Raw genomic sequence first — 15000 nt, forward strand, 5'->3', positions numbered from 1 at the left:
CGCGAATATTTTCGCGAATAAGTCGCAGAACCATGGTCGCCGTGCGGCGCCGGCCGCAGGCGATTCGGTGCGGCGCCGTCGGAGTGGCGGTCCTCGGATTTCTCATCACCATGGAGATTTTCGCACGTCGCTACGGTCTACCGGGGCCGATCACCAGCCAGGGGCGCGAGCTGATATTTGCTCCCCGTTCGGGACAGCTGCTGTATGCCGGTTTGACGTTGATGATGGTGGTGCTCACCTGGCGGCAACGGTTTATTGCGGTGGGTACGGCAATCGGCATCGACATCGCCTTCTGGCTGGTGCGGTGGGTGGTCGACGCCAGAATGAACTACGGCAACGGCGCGTTGTGGGTGATTTTTGGCTGTGCGGTCTTTGCTCTCACGCGCCGCACCGGCGGGGAACGCGTCCTGATGCTGAAGGGCGCCGGACTGGGACTGCTGCTGGTGGCAGGCCACAAGACCGGCGCCACCTGGCTGCTCATCACGTCGGAGACCCGCCCGGCTGTGCTCGACCAGTACGTGGCGACTGCCGATCACGCGCTGAGTGACCCGTCGTGGCTGGCCGGCCGGATGGTCGCGGCCACCGACCCGATCAGCTCCCATGTCCTCGGCACCGTCTATGGTCAGCTTCCCCTGGCAGCGGCCATCGTTGCGCTGTACCAACTGCGACACGTAGTGGTCGAGCGCCGCTTCCCGGGCCATCACCTGGTGCGCACCTTCCTGGCCATCGGCCTGCTCGGGCCGAGCATCTACATGATCTTCCCGGTGGTCGGACCGGTCTTCGCCTACGGCCCCGACGGCGGGCCCTGGGCAGTGGCCGACCTGTGGCCGAACACGCCGCCGTCGATCAGTACGCCAGTCTCGATGCAGTTCGACGAAATCACCCCTCGCAACTGTATGCCCAGCCTGCACACAGCGTGGGCTACCATAATTTTCGTTCACTCTCGCAAGGGCTCGCGGTTTATCAGATTCGCAGGAACGTTCTGGCTGATTGCCACGCTCGCGGCCACGCTGGGATTCGGCTACCACTACGGCGTGGACCTCGTGGCCGGTGTGGTCTTTGCGCTCACAATCGAGACTGGAATGCGCTCGCTGGACCGCGGCTGGGGCTGGCAAGGAATTTGTCTGGTCATCTACGGCGCGACGGTTTTCACAATGCTCTTGGTATCGTACCGCTATCTGCCGATGGAGATGGCACGCTATCCGTGGGCGTTTGGACCACTGCTTATTCTGGCGATGGCCTCGGTTATCTACGCCTATGTGCGGACCACCAATGTGTGGGACCCGAAGGCCGCGCCGGCGGAGCAGCTGGAACCGCAACTCCAACCGGCGTGATCGCCGTGCGCCCGGTCACGTCACCACCGACCGTGTGCAGCGGTTGTTTCACGGCCACGGAACGTGACTCTGTCGGGACTTGGTGTTCCCGGTGCGCGAGCATGATCGGCAGGCATACTCGGGGCCGTTTCGTAGATCGATGCGGCTGCCGAGGTGTCCGTTTCGCTCCGTCCCCGTTCGGGTGGGCAAGTCCCGTCTTCGACCGCGCAGATCGCACGGACGAGCAACCCGGCCGGCACCACGGCGATGTGGGTCAGAGACCGACTGGACGGACTGTGGTGCGACGAGGACTTCGCGCGCCGGTATCCGCGCGCCGGGCGTCCCGGGCTCTCACCCGCCCGACTGGCCACCGTCTGCGTGCTGCAGTTCCTGCTCGGCCTGTCGGACCGGCAGGCGGCGGAGGCGGTCCGGTGCACCTGGCTTTGCCGTTCCCGCCGGGCTTCTGCGGCCTGGACATCGAGGAACGAGGACCGCCCCGGCTGGAACTGGGCCCGAGGACCAGCCGAACTTCGATGTGCACCTGCGCTGACGGGGAACCGCATTGGGATATCCGCGCACGCACGGCCTTCCAGGCAGTCCTCCAACGGGCGGACTCACCGTCACGGACAGCGATAAGCCCAGGTCAGCGCGCTGACCTGGGCCTTGTTTCGGGTGGGCACAGACAGACTCGAACTGTCGACCCCTGCTTTGTAAGTGCTGATGGCATGGTGACGGGAGGTGCCATAGAGGGACGCTGTGTCCCGTTTTGAATCCGTCTGGCACCCCGAAAGCGGGCCCGATACCGCCGAGTGTCGGCGGGTGCCGGAACGGCCGTACACGCGCCGTGCACGCAAGTGTGAGCGCTGGTCGGAGGTTTCCGTGACGCGCCCTGGGGTTCTTCCGGGGCGCGTCACGTCGTGAAGGGGGCGCGGGATCAGCCTTTCGGGTGGTCGCGTCGTCGTGGTGGTGACGAAGCCGAAGCTTGGTTCGTAACGTGCCGATCGGGTTCCGTTCTTCGGGCATGGCTTGCACGCACGTGCCGCTGGGATGGCTTTGCGCGATAGGACCGCCCGAAGTGTTCGGTGGGTGGCCTCATCGCCGATTGGGATGTGTGGATCGGATCGCCGGCGCGGATACGCGGTCGGCCACCCTCGCGGGATCCCTCGGTACTTCTTCCTCGGAGGGGAGGTGCGTGGTGGCCGGGATCTGGGTCGGAGTCGACATCGGCAGAACGCACCATCACTGCGTCGCGATCGACGATCGCGGGAACACGCTGCTGACCCGTCGTGTGGCCAACGAAGAGGCCGACCTCCGGGCGTTGATCACGGACGTAACCGTGCTGGGCGTCGATCCCTTGTGGATCGTGGACCTGCCGGACGGCCCGACCGACCTGCTACGAACGTTGCTCCACGACCGCGGCCAGCAACTCGTCTACCTCCCCGGACGATTCATGCACAATGTCGCGGGCTCCTATCCCGGCGAGGGCAAGTCCGACGCCCGCGACGCGGCGATCCTCGCCGACCAGGCCAGAGTGCGCCGAGACCTGCGAACCCTGTCCCCACCGAACACGATCGCGGTCGACCTCGCCCTGCTCACCGCGCGCCGCACCGACCTGGTCTGCGACCGCACACGCGTCTACAACCGCATCCGCAGCCACCTCAGCACCATCGCACCAACCCTGGATCGGGCACTCGAAGTCCGCCTCCAGGGACCACTGACCCTGCTGGGCAGCTACCCCACGCCGACGGCCCTACGAAGGATGGGCCAGCGCCGCTTGACCGCATGGCTTCGACGGCGACACATCCCCCGAGCAGAGGCGTTGGCGGAACGCGCCTTGACCGCGGCCCACCGTCAACACGTGATCGTCCCGGGCGAAGAACTCGCGGCAGCCCTGATCATCCAACTCGCCCACGAAGCCCTCGGGCTACACCAACGAGTGCGTGAGGTCGAACACCGGATCACCGCCCGGTTCCACACCCACCCCGACGCCGCATTGATCACCAGCATGCCCGGCATCGGCGACGTCCTCGGCGCCCACTTCGTCGCCGCCACCGGCGGCGACCTCACCCGCTTCCCCAACGCCGGAAGCCTCGCCGCCTACGCCGGCCTAGCCCCCGTACCGCACGACAGCGGCCGGGTATCAGGCGCACGCCGCCGCCCCCACAACTACAACCGACCCCTACAACGCGTCTTCTTCCAATCCGCCCGCATCAGCATCGGCTGCTGCCCAGCCTCGAAGACGTACTACGACCGCAAGCGTGCCGAAGGCAAGCGTCACACCCAGGCCGTCCTCGCGCTGGCCCGCCGCCGCGTCGACGTCTTATGGGCCATCTTCCGCGACCGCCGGCCCTACCAACCCCGGTGAGAGTCGGGCGTGTCCGCTCCTTTGTGTAAGTCCTGGGGCGGTTCCTGATGGACGGCGACCACATTTTCGGCAAAGCCTGTGCCGACACGGCCGTGTCACTCCTCACCCAGGCCACTCGACCAGGGTGTGTGGCAGGTCGGCAGAATACGCGACCAACGTGACGTTTGGGATTGTTGGGTTGAGATTTCGAGCATCTGCGTCAGCGGTAAAGGAGCCTTGTGCGTTACAGGTATCGAGCTCGTCACTCGATCAGTAGTCGGGGGGAAAGAGCTCAGTTTGCCTTGGGGCTCCCGATGGCTGGTTCTGCGGAGACAAACTTGCTGGAATCATCGGGAGCAGGTCCAGCGACCTCAGAATGCGTCCGGTGTCAGCCCCATCGATGATCATGTAAGAGCGGGGGCGCCGGGCGTCGTGGGCATAGGCGTCCATCATGCCAACCACGTTCGGCTTGATCTCATGACAATGCTGCAGAACGAGTAGCTCCGCAGGCTCGGTGAACAACCGATCGATTTGGTCACCGTTCTTGCCCAGGGCCCTGACGTCCATGGCGCGAGGGTAGCCGGGTCCCTTGAACAGCCAGGCAGCTGAAACCTGGCGCCTGCGGACGAAAACTCGTGATGTGTAGAGATCGGAGCGCTCGCCACCCCAGTCCTTCGGAACGTACGGCTCGCCGATCAGCCTGGCGAAGGCGTGTTTCACCACATCCTCTGGCACACGCAGGACCGCTTCACCCTCGGCGTCGGTAAGGGGAGAGGCGAAGTCGATCCCGCTGAACTGGCTGATATCGCTGGGGTACACCCGCGCTCCCGGCGCCGACCCCTCGGGGACGGGGCAGTCATCGACGAACGACCTGATTCCGATGAAGACCGGCCTGAGCTCAATTTGCGCCGCGCTGAGATTGGTGATCGTTCCGATCAGGTAGGCCCGCCTGTTCCCGGCGAGACTGCCGGTCGCGGACGAGCTGGCGGTTCTTGCCGAGTTGAATGTACCGGTGACGCGCACCGGCTCGCCCGCGTCGAGCATCGCTGTAAAGCTGATCGGCTTGAAGCCCGGGGTGTCGAGTTCCCGGTCCCGCTTGAAAGCAAAATCCAGCTCGGCGCCGACGACCTGCCCCGTGCGCAGGTTGTGTTCCAGGACGCACCTCGCCAGCTCGCTGACTCCCATCGAGGAGAGCGCCCCAGCCAGTTCTGTGGCGAGCACATAGGGCAGCGCTGCCTCAGGCTCACTCCTCCGGGCAGCCCGCGCCCGCGCGGACTCCGTCCGCTGCTCGCCAAGGAGAGACTGAACCTGGTCCTGGTGCAGGAAGTACGGCTCTAGTGCGATGCGCGTCATCGACAACATGATCCTTCTAGCTGGGGCGGACCAGACTCAGCACCTTGGCAAGGCTGGGACGGCGTGGGAACGGTCACGGAATGTCTTTGAGTAAGCGAAGGAACTCGTCCACGTCCTGCGGTCGATCGGCGGGGTTGTGACGACTCGCTTCCGCTACTACGGCTCGCCATGGTCCGCGTGCGGGCAGCAGCGGGAGATTCTGCTCCGGCCGCTCCCCGGTCAGGATGGCTGCAATGAGCCGTCCGATGCTGTAGATGTCAGCAGCAGCAGCTGCGTTATGGGGGTTTCCAGACGACACCTCCGGCGCTGCGAATCCCTCGGACCCGAAACCGGTGCCCGTCCGAGTTCGGCGCGGAACGCTAGTCTCCCCTCGGGGCTGACGACCCAGACCCCAATCTGCCACGACCCACTTGCCGTTGAGGAGCAGAACGTTTGCCGGCTTGATATCGCGGTGGATCCGGTCGTCGGCGTGTGGACCGCGCAGTCCTTCGCAAACCGCCGTGACAAGGTCCCGGAGGGCTCCTGTCTCCCGCTGCAAACGTTCTGCGTGGCTGGCGGCGCTGCCGCTCGCGAGCGGCATGACGAACCACCGCCCGTCTGGGTCGGAGTCAAGCACCGGCATGACGTTCGGGTGCTCTCCGTAGAGGTACCCGATGGAGATCTCGCGGGCCATGCGGTGCGTAGAGTCGTCATCGCCGTAGCGGAGCTGCTTCATAGCGACGGGGATACGGGTGTGCCTGTGCACGCCGCCATAGACCGCTCCCTGACCGCCCTCAGCAAGCGGCTCCTGATCCCTGTCGTAGTCCGCCTTCGTTCCGCGCTTAAGCCACCGCACGGCGGCCCACAGCGTGGCCTCGCCCATGCCGGTGATGGTCTCGTCGGCGAGAAGGGCGCGGGCGGCCTCGATGGCGTGGTCACGATAGGGTCCGTCCCGTTGCGCTCCGAGGATGGTTGCAAGTGGACCGGCAGCCGGGTAGGGAGCAAGCTCGACGGCAAGACGGCGTGCCTCGTCGCCTTGAGCGGATCTTCGGGCCGCGCGCTGGCTGGTGTGCTCTTGCCGAGCCGCGTGCAGGTCAGGATGAGGAACCCAGCCACGGGGTGGTAGAACCACGCGGGCGTCGCGGAAGTCGCATTCGATGACGATGCACCCGTTGCGCGCGAGCTCTGCGGCTATGGCCTCGGCACGGACGCCGAACGTGGTCACGGCGGATTGCCATCGGCGGGGGCGGTTGGTGGCGAAAGCCCACTGGCTGTCGGTCAGGCCGTGCGGGCGCTGCGGTGCCGGGAAGCCTTCCGGCTCCACGGTGACGCGCGTGATCTTCGGATTGCCGTTGCGGTCGGTGCTGTAGTTGCCATCGGGCAGGGGGACTGCGTACGTGATAAGGCCGGGGTAGACGGTGAGATGACGCATCGCAAAGCCGCGCGGGCGGGAGCGGGCGGTCATGCCAGATCCCGGTACCCATTGCTGGTCAGCCAGGCACGGAGCAGTTCGACACGTGAGGCGTGCTCGTCATAACCGACGACGACGGGCTGCTCGTTGTACGGGCTGGAGTCTGAGCTGCGGCGGAGCTTAACGTACTCGCCGCAGGCATCGATGGCATAGGACTCCATGTCGTCTTGCAGTGCCCCGACGACGGTGATCCCGCTCTTCTTGCCGATCTGCCCGAGCAGGGCGACCGCCTCGCGGCGGTGCTGCTTACCGAGGTTGCGGCCGAGCTCGTCCAGAACAAGGACTAGCGGGCGGCCCGTGCCGCTTGCGGCTGCGGCGGCGCACACGAGCTTGATCGCCCGATCATCCATCTGTGCAGTGTTGGCCCGCCTGTCGTAGGGGATATACCGCCGCCCATGGGCGCGCCGCCACGTCGGTACAACGTTCCAGCCCCAGTCCTCAGTGGGATCGACCGGCGGTGGAGGTTCGTCGTACTGCAGCGAGGCCCCGTACCCACTGTGGTCCTTGTCGAACTGGTCGAACTGGGCCGCAACGTCGGCCAGCTTCTTCTTGATAGCTGAGCTGAGCGCCGCACGGTGGGCTCGACTGGCCTGGACCGCCTCCTCGTGGCCGATCCGCGCAGCACCGAGGCTCTCGTGGCGTTCCCTGCGCTGAACCGCGATCTGCTGGCGCTCATACCTGTCGGTGCCTTCCAGGTGGCGCAAGTAAACGTGGAGTGCGTGGCGCAGCCGGGCGAAGACGGCCTGCGCCCGCTGGCTGCTGTCGGGCCCCCGCTGGTTGAACTCTTCCAGCAGCCCAGTGATTTCCTTCGACATGCTGGCAGAAGCGGTGTGAGGGAAGCACTCGGATATTGCGGTACGGATCAGGTCCCTGGCTTCCTCCCACCAGTCGCCAGCCGTCCAGGACTGCTGGTTGTCCGGCAGAGCAAGCAGGTGCTCGTCGGCAGAGTCGAGGGTGTCATCCCATTGGGCGGTCAGTTCCGGAAGGCCAAGCTGCGATTGTTCCTTCTTGAGGTTTTCGCGCTTCTCTCGCCATGCCCTATTTCTGTCGTCGAGCGTGGTCTTCTGGTGTTGCAGAGACTCGATCTGCTTCTGACGGACACCTTCCAGTCGGAGCACCTCGTTCCGCTCGACGACTGCAGCAGCGAGCACTGGGGCGAGTTTCGCGCGCTCGTCCCGGTTGGCCTGATCTCTCTTCCGCAGGCCGCCAATCTGTACGTCCAGTTGGCTTGCCTCATCTGCGGCTCTTGCGCCCTTCTGCCGGCGCTTAGCGGCGGTAACTTGCTGATCGGCAGTTTTCCATCGTGCTTTTGCCTGCTGATGGCTTTCGGATGCTTGGCGAACACGCTCCCGTGCGGCTGCAATGCGGGTGGCACGGCCGGTCACGGGTCTGGGGAACCCGCCAATGACAACAACCCCGGCGTCGTCGTGGACCCGATCGGGGTCGGCGCGGGTAGTGACTCGCGCGTCAAGGGCCTCGAGGAAGCCGCTCAAGTCGTATTGTGGGTCGGCATTATCCGGGAGGTCGACGTGTGCCGCACTTCTAGCGAGATTGGCGGCGATCAAAGTCGAGCCAGGTGCGCCCGCCAAAAGCACGCCAGCCCTGTCGAGATCGCCGGAGTCGACGATGACCGCCTCGCGGTACGGCCAGAGGGCTGGCTCCCACTTTGACCTCTGTTGCGCGTTGAGGACAACTGCGTCGAGCAGGCAGATGCCTCTAATCCCGTCGGCTGCGAGGACGTCGATCTGCTGCCGGGCCAGGTCCCTGCCGCTCTCCGCGTCCCGCAGGCTTGTTTTGGCGTCGGAGAGCGCGTTTTCCGCCACTCCAGCTGCCTTGACTGCCTCTTCCAATTCAATGTCCGCATTGGCGCGTTCCCGGTTGGCAGTTGGCTCGTCACGGCCGTCAGCGTCACGGGCTGTTTCTCTGGTTGCACGCAGCCGACGGTCGGTATCCTCGATCTGGTGTTCCAGCGTTGCAATTTTATTGCTCAGCTCGCGGTCAACGCCGTCGAGCCTGTTTAAGGTGCTCACCGCAGCCTGCTGCCGTCGTGTGAATGCCTTGTCATCGGCCAGCTCCGCCACCCGTCCGACCAGCTCTTGTGCCGTGCAACTGGTCTTCTCAATCTCGGTATTGATCGCAGCAACCTCGACCTCGATCGCGGCGTCGCGCTTGCGGGCGTCGCACAGCAACCGTGCCGTGCGCGACCGCCAGCGGTCGGCGGCTTCCGCGACGCGCCGACGTGCCTGGTCCCGGGCGTCGATACCGTCCTCGATGACCTGGGCGTTTTCTTCCCAGGCGGCCAGGTCGGACTCGGCGCCGTTGGTCTTCTGGAGGAGGTCGTACTCGTGGCGGCGTGCCTGGCGTTCCGTCTCCAGTTCGCGGTCGATGCCGGTGAGTGCAGCGATCGCTTCGAAGATCCGCCGCTTGGAGATCTCGTTCAGCGGTTGGGCGAGCAGGTTCGGTGCGGCGCTAGCCCGCACTGACGTCGACAAGAACGATACGCACCGCACATGATCCCCGTAGAGGGTGCGCGGGAGATCACGTGCTGCCACGTCCTGTCGCCCAGCCCGCGGGGACAGGGTCTGCCAAACCGAGTCAGCGGCCTGCTCCCGTTCGGCCTCGCTGTCCCCAGCGGGTAGATGCAGCCCGTCTTGCCAGCGCAACTTCACTCGGGGCCCTTTTTGGCTGTTGCGGTCGATCCGGATCCACACGGTCAGGGCGCTGGCCTGAAGCTGATCAAGGGTCCCGGCGGCAGGAGCGAACACGCCGATGACGTACCCATGGTCGGCGTTACCCCAACGGTCTTCACCGCCTGCGTCCTCGGAGTTGAACAGCAGGTCGACCGCGGCAGGCGCGCCGGAGCCGAATCGCCACTGCTCATCGGCATGCAGCAAGCTGATCTGGGCCAGCAGCGACGACTTCCCTGCCCCGTTGGAATCCTTCGGCCCCTGCCCAGCCACGGCGATGAGGGTGCCAGCGGCAATCGGAACGGGATGCGTGGACAGCCGAGAGACTCGCACGCTTTGCAGGCCGACCAGGACACGGTCACCGACGATGTCCTCTTGTGGCGTGCTGCCGCTCATGAACCGCTCCTCGGGAGGATTGTCACTTCTGGGGGCGGGCCAAGCTCCGGCGGACCATGATCGCCGTTGCGAGTGCGGTATCCGGGCCTACGGCCAGGATTAGGTTCTCTTGCAGACGCTGGCGCGCGGCGGGGGTGAGTCGGCGTAGCGCCGGTCCGGGGACGTAGGAGGCGCCGGCTGTTTCAGGATCGGAGCCACGCACCGCGCGGACCAACCCGGCCGCGCGCAGCCATTGCAGGGCATCGGACAGGCGCCGCTGCCCGTGAACCTGCGATAGCTTCCGTAGGCGGGTCGGTGTGGTCGGATGGGGTGACTGCCAGTCATCTCCGACCAGGCGCCCCTCTGCCCGGGGGATAGCGACCGAGTGGATCAGCACCAATATCAGCGCGGCTCGCTCTAGCGGCGGCAATATTGCCCAGCCCTTCGCCACGAGTTCCGCGGCAATGTCGTCCCGGTACCCCGATGTCCACAGGTAGGCGCCCGTGTGGACGAGCATGCGGCCGGTCCTGTGCAACATCTGGTCTAGTAGGTGACGCAGCGCCGCGTCCCGAAGTGCGGGCAGCGCGGCCTCGCTGCCGGGCTCGCTGCCGTACTCAAGCGCGGCCCAGGCCGAGACCAACGCGTCACGCTGCTTATCGCCGAGCGGCTGGAGCAGATCATCGAACAAGCCGCTCATCGGTCCGGCTCTCGGTCAGGCCGCGGGAGCGGCAGCTCCCGGCGCAACTCCCGCAGCGCGGGAAGGTCCTGCTCCGGCCAGGTAGCCACCCGGGGGCCAAGGCAGACTCTCTGCATCTCATCATCGATGTCCAGCCACTGGCTAACACGCAGGCGTCGGAGCGCCCCCATCCCAAGGCGATGCAGCACCTCTTCCGCGCGTCCGGGAATGAGCTGGTCTACTACATCCAGTATCTCGCGCGTCGTCGATGGCTGTCCCGGCCACGGGCTTGTCTGGACGTCGGCCCAGCAGCAGCGCAGCGCCGCGGCCAGGACCCGGCTGGTCTCGTTTGGGAACTCCACTGGGAGCACCTGCATCCGCAACTCGCGCAGCACAGCCGGCGTCACGTCGTCGGGTGGGCGGGGCAGCAGCCAGCAGAGCTCGCCACCTCGCTCCACTAGTCGCAGCATGCCTGCCGGAGTTCTGGTCGCTGACGGTATGCGCAGCGGGCCTTCGGCTCGCGCCCTCGCCCACCAGAGCGCCGCCTCCGCACTAGTCACACGGACCTCCGCTCTCGCTCGAACACGCCAGGAGTAAGCCAGGACGGCACGCTGCCCGCCCGTACCTGGACCGGGCCAGACCACGCCAGCCGGTAGCCCAGCCGGTCGTTGTTGCTCGCGGCAACTAGGTCGGCCAGCACACGGCGCGCCGTCACCCAGTCCATACCCGACAGCAATTCGTCGACCGCAACAGAGTCCCCGCCACTGAGCATCTCCTCGGCGACTCTCGCCAGTCGCTCGGCCTCCGCGTCTGACCGTTCTTGGGAGGGTCGCTCATCGCCATCGGGAACCCGGGAACGCGGCGGCGTCGAACGGCTGCCGTTCGGCTGCGACCTGCTGGCAACAACCTCCGCCAGGTCAGCGACATCGTGCCACGGGGAAGGCGCGTCGAAGACTTGATCAGCCAGTACCACCGCGAGCTCATCCACGGTTGCCTGCTGCGCGAAGCGCTTCCACATCTCGGGCGGTAGTAGGTTCAGCGCCCTCGTGGTTCCCGCTGCGGTCATCAGGCGTATTGAGGCGTTCGTCGAAGCATCTTCGTATGCGGCGATCGCCGAGCGCAGTTCCCCACACATGCGGCTGAGCTCCGGCCAGAACTCCAACAAGATCTCATGCACCGCAGACGCCTGGTCGATGAGCGACTTCGCGTTCCACAGCAGCGGCGCACGCTCCCGCAGGATCTCCACGGTGCCGCCGACGGTCAGCGCCACGAGCTCGGCGACGAGAAGCCGGAGCGCCGTGGTAGTTCCGACGACAACTTCAAGGGCTTCCTCGGATGTGCCCTGCCCGCCCTCCAGCCTGATCTTCTCCATCGTCAGAAGCTGGTGCAATTCCGACTGGCCGCCGCGGGCCAGCATCCGCTGGACGAACAGCATCGACACGTAGCTGGTAAACGAGGCCCGATACTCACGCTGGTAGGGCTTATCAAACGCGGGCTGGATCGCTCCAAGCTTCCGCAGGACGCCCAGCCGGTTGTCGATCACCTCGTCCGGGAATGCGGAACATGCCGCCCGGATCTGCTCAGCTGTCAACCCATCCTCGCCCGCACGGGCAAACGCAGCAAACAGCGTATCCGCCAGTCGGAACAGGGCCGCGTCATCGATCGCCGCGCTCGCCTGACGTGCTAGAACGGCGACAATCTGCTCGAACACAGAAACGACGGCCTGCTCGGCCGCCACTGTATCCAGACCAAACTGCTCGTCCACCACTGAACCGTTCCTGGTTGCGTCCTGGCTCGCGGATTAGGTTCCAGCTGCGATTTGGCAGAGTGAGGAGAGCCCTCTTTCGCATTTAGCGGTCAGGCTCTTGTCACGGGAAACAACACCCCAAGCCGACCCCATCACCCCCGGTCCCACCCACAGCACATAGAGTATCCGATCTGCGAGAAGCTCGCGGGTAGATGGCCAAAAAGTACGGCCAACACCAAGCCCCTGGCGCTCAATCCAGGCAAAGTCCGTGTACACACAACGACCCGGTGGCTAGCCCGATCATTCATGAGGGACCGTCAGCTCGCTGGCAGCCCCTCATTTCATCCCGGTTCGGGTAGCTTTCCAGCTCGACTGTCGTGTCGTGGCGCCGGTTTCGACGGTTTCGGATGTGCCGTGCGTCTGGTCGGGGTGTTCGGTCCGGTGGGCAGAAGAGTGCGGCGAGTTGGCCGAGTCGGGTGATGCCGTCGAGGATGTATCCGGTCCAGGGCCATCGGTCGGGCAGGCGGACGGCAACGCGTCGACCGGTGCGGACAGGCGGGCCGCAGCCGAGAAGAGCCGGAAGCGGAACTTCTTGATGTCCCATCGCCTGGCCTCGCCGGTCAGGGCGAGCGTTCGCATCCAGGAAACCAACTCGCCAGCCAGGGAGAAGGGTTCGCGCCAAACCCGGTTCTGCGCGCAGCCGTGCAAGGCAGGTTCCGCAGGCCTTTCGCCTTCGCCTGGCGGATGCGCTCCTCGGCGCGAGGGCGTCGACGTGGCGTGGGTCCAGGTTCGCGAGCTGCCTACCCGTCGATCATGAAGCGTCCGAATTGACGGCCGAACTCAAGGCCATCCTCACCCACCGTCCTCGCCACAGCGTTCAAGTGGCGATCCGCCCTTGACCACGTGCGAAAACCGTCGTAAGGACTGCCTGAAAACACCACTGTGTATGGCGCCGCGGCGACGGAACACACCGGTGCACTTGGCAGCCCACCGAGTTGACCACGACGGAACCGCATTGGGATATCGCGCACGCACGGCACCCCGGGCGGCCCTCCAACGGGCGGACTCACCGTCACGGACAGCGATAAGCCCAGGTCAGCGGGCTGACCTGGGCTTCGTATCGGGTGGGCACAGACAGACTCGAACTGTCGACCCCTGCTTTGTAAGAGCAGTGCTCTAACCAACTGAGCTATGCGCCCGGATGCGAGAGGACAGCCTACCGAATCCGTGGGGGTGGTTCGTGCCGTTGGGGCGTGGGGCCGGTCACCTCTGCGTGAGGTCGGGGGTGGTGGGCATGCGGCGGAACCAGGGGAGGCGGGTCAATGGGGTGTCGACGGTGATCTCGGTGGGGCCGTGGTGGGTGGTGCCGTCGTCGGCCTGCCAGGTGCCCGGGGGGATGGTGACCTTGCGGGAGTGGGCGCCCTTGGTGGTCACGGGGGCGACCAGGATCGTGTCGCCGAGCAGGAACTGGTCGGTGACGGCGGCGTAGCCCCGGCCTGGGAAGGCGTAGTCGAGGGGGCGCTGGATCGGCTCGCCGGTGTGTGCCGCGGCGCGGGCCAGGGTCAGGATCTCCGGGCCCAGCTCGGTGTGCAGGCGGGCGGCGGCCCGGCACGCGTCGAGGTGCTCCGCGTCCAGCACCCGCCACGGTGCCGCGGAGAATTGCATCATCGGGAAGAGCGCGGCGGTCTGCGCGTATCGGACGAACAGCTCGGGGTCGAAGCCTTCGCCGTCCGGGCCCGGGACGAAGCGGAACTCGCCGCCGCCGATCATGTCCGGGCAGGTGAACGCGTGGCCCGTGATCGACTGGGCGAGGGCGTTCGGGACCAGGCTCTCCAGCCCGAATCGTCCTTCCCACAGGTGGTACTTGTCCTGTTGGCGCTGGGCCAGCGGCAACCCGGCCGCCCGCCACGAATCGCGGAACTCGTTCAGCGGCCACTGCGCGCCGAATCGGTTCCACGCGTGCGTGTACGCCTCCGGGTCGGCCACACCGAGCGCCCGCCAGAACGGCGCGTCGCCCCCGTCGAACTTGAACCCGTCGATGCCGACCGACGCCTGAAGCTCCGTCAACTGCGCCCGCAGCCAGCCGGTCGCGTTCGGATCGAGCAGGTCCAACCCCGCACTGTAGCCGTTCCACCACGCGTGCACGCCGAAGTACCCGTCCGGGCGGCGGATCAACAGCCCCTGATCGTTGAGTTGCCGGCAGGTCGGCGAGTCCGGGGTCACGTACGGCACCAGCCACAACATCACCCGGAAGCCGAGTTCGTGCAGCCGCGCGACCATGCCGGCCGGGTCCGGGAAGCGCCCCGGGTGGAAGGTCCAGGTCCCGTAGTCCTCGCTCCACCGGTCGTCGATCATCAGCACGCCGGGCGGAAATCCGTGCCGCAGCAGGTCTTCCGCGTAGGCGAGCACCTTGTCCTGGGTGGGCTCGAAGACCGTCTCGATCCACAGGTTGTACTGCGGCGCGGTAAACAACAACGGGTCCGGCAGCCCACCGGTGGCCGGGTAGTGACGCTGCATCACCTCCAGGTACGCGTCCCGCAACGTGCCCCCTGCGGCCACACCCGTTTCGACGACCACATCCGCGTCCGCAGCCCCGAAGCCCTCACCGGCCTCTGCGGCCCCCGACCGACCGGGGACCTCGATCACCGGCCGTCCCTCCCGGATCCGAAACGTGAACGGCCGTGTGCAGTGCACCCATCGGCCGTGGTCGGAAAGCAGCACCGGCATGCCCTGATTGGCCTTCACATCCCGCAGGTCGATCTCGTACCCGTCGGTGAACGGCATCCGGCGGCCGTCGGCGCTCGCTCCGCCCCACCAGCGTTCGCCGACGCGCGGCTCCAGCGCGAGCACGCCGTCCTCGATCGACCCACGATTCGCCATGACGCTCTGCTCTCCCACGTTCACCGATTCCCTCCGCGCGCCCACCAACCGGTGGCGGGGGGGGCCCCGGGGGCGCCCCCCCCCCCCCCCCCCCCCCCCCCCCCCCCAAACAAAAACCCCCCCCCCCCCCCCCCCCCCCCCCCCCCCCCCCCAAAAACCCCCCCCCCCCCACCCG

The 15000-nt window shown here is 66.3% G+C and carries 10 protein-coding genes and 1 tRNA gene; 3 read left to right on the forward strand and 8 right to left on the reverse strand.

Annotated elements, in window-relative coordinates:
- Positions 1–32: 32 nt before the first annotated feature.
- The 3 genes from ACH4U8_RS03200 (at position 33) to ACH4U8_RS03210 (ending at position 3678) form a co-directional block, all read left to right on the forward strand.
- Positions 33–1334: a phosphatase PAP2 family protein gene (locus tag ACH4U8_RS03200; protein WP_395775685.1), complete on the forward strand. Its 1302-nt coding sequence runs from the start codon at positions 33–35 to the stop codon at positions 1332–1334.
- Between the two features lie 246 nt (positions 1335–1580).
- Positions 1581–1949 (forward strand): transposase, encoded by a 369-nt coding sequence (locus tag ACH4U8_RS03205; RefSeq protein WP_395775686.1) that lies wholly within the window; start codon positions 1581–1583, stop codon positions 1947–1949.
- A 556-nt stretch (positions 1950–2505) separates the two neighbouring features.
- On the forward strand, positions 2506–3678 hold the full coding sequence (locus ACH4U8_RS03210) for an IS110 family transposase (protein ID WP_395775687.1): 1173 nt from the start codon (positions 2506–2508) through the stop codon (positions 3676–3678).
- Between the two features lie 249 nt (positions 3679–3927).
- On the opposite strand, the gene ACH4U8_RS03215 is transcribed toward ACH4U8_RS03210, so the two are convergent.
- From ACH4U8_RS03215 to ACH4U8_RS03250, 8 genes are all read right to left on the reverse strand, one after another.
- Complete coding sequence (locus ACH4U8_RS03215; protein WP_395775688.1) at positions 3928–5010, reverse strand: hypothetical protein; 1083 nt, start codon at positions 5008–5010, stop codon at positions 3928–3930.
- Between the two features lie 73 nt (positions 5011–5083).
- Entirely contained in the window at positions 5084–6454 is a 1371-nt protein-coding gene (locus ACH4U8_RS03220; protein ID WP_395775689.1) for a protein kinase, read from the reverse strand.
- The gene (locus tag ACH4U8_RS03225) at positions 6451–9543 is read right to left on the reverse strand and encodes a hypothetical protein (RefSeq protein WP_395775690.1); all 3093 of its coding nucleotides are present in this window, start codon (positions 9541–9543) and stop codon (positions 6451–6453) included. The genes ACH4U8_RS03220 and ACH4U8_RS03225 overlap by 4 nt, the downstream gene beginning before the upstream one ends.
- Positions 9544–9565: 22 nt before the next feature.
- A complete protein-coding gene (locus tag ACH4U8_RS03230) occupies positions 9566–10219 on the reverse strand; it encodes a hypothetical protein (RefSeq protein ID WP_395775691.1) in 654 nt (217 codons plus the stop codon).
- Between the two features lie 535 nt (positions 10220–10754).
- A complete protein-coding gene (locus tag ACH4U8_RS03235) occupies positions 10755–11963 on the reverse strand; it encodes a hypothetical protein (protein WP_395775692.1) in 1209 nt (402 codons plus the stop codon).
- A 318-nt stretch (positions 11964–12281) separates the two neighbouring features.
- Positions 12282–12584 (reverse strand): hypothetical protein, encoded by a 303-nt coding sequence (locus tag ACH4U8_RS03240; protein WP_395775693.1) that lies wholly within the window; start codon positions 12582–12584, stop codon positions 12282–12284.
- A 486-nt stretch (positions 12585–13070) separates the two neighbouring features.
- Positions 13071–13144, reverse strand: a tRNA-Val gene (locus tag ACH4U8_RS03245).
- 64 nt (positions 13145–13208) lie between these two features.
- Entirely contained in the window at positions 13209–14849 is a 1641-nt protein-coding gene (locus ACH4U8_RS03250) for a glycoside hydrolase family 31 protein (RefSeq protein WP_395775694.1), read from the reverse strand.
- Positions 14850–15000 lie beyond the last annotated feature (151 nt).

The organism is Embleya sp. NPDC020886 (assembly GCF_044333915.1).
In the GTDB taxonomy this organism is placed as follows: Bacteria; Actinomycetota; Actinomycetes; order Streptomycetales; family Streptomycetaceae; genus Embleya.

What these genes read in the sequence shown, in the direction of transcription:
- ACH4U8_RS03200 (WP_395775685.1), top strand. Translation starts at nt 33, where the DNA reads ATGGTCGCCGTGCGGCGCCGGCCGCAGGCGATTCGGTGCGGCGCCGTC.
- ACH4U8_RS03205 (WP_395775686.1), top strand. Translation starts at nt 1,581, where the DNA reads ATGTGGGTCAGAGACCGACTGGACGGACTGTGGTGCGACGAGGACTTC.
- ACH4U8_RS03215 (WP_395775688.1), bottom strand. Translation starts at nt 5,010, where the DNA reads ATGACGCGCATCGCACTAGAGCCGTACTTCCTGCACCAGGACCAGGTT.
- ACH4U8_RS03220 (WP_395775689.1), bottom strand. Translation starts at nt 6,454, where the DNA reads ATGACCGCCCGCTCCCGCCCGCGCGGCTTTGCGATGCGTCATCTCACC.
- ACH4U8_RS03225 (WP_395775690.1), bottom strand. Translation starts at nt 9,543, where the DNA reads ATGAGCGGCAGCACGCCACAAGAGGACATCGTCGGTGACCGTGTCCTG.
- ACH4U8_RS03230 (WP_395775691.1), bottom strand. Translation starts at nt 10,219, where the DNA reads ATGAGCGGCTTGTTCGATGATCTGCTCCAGCCGCTCGGCGATAAGCAG.
- ACH4U8_RS03240 (WP_395775693.1), bottom strand. Translation starts at nt 12,584, where the DNA reads ATGCGAACGCTCGCCCTGACCGGCGAGGCCAGGCGATGGGACATCAAG.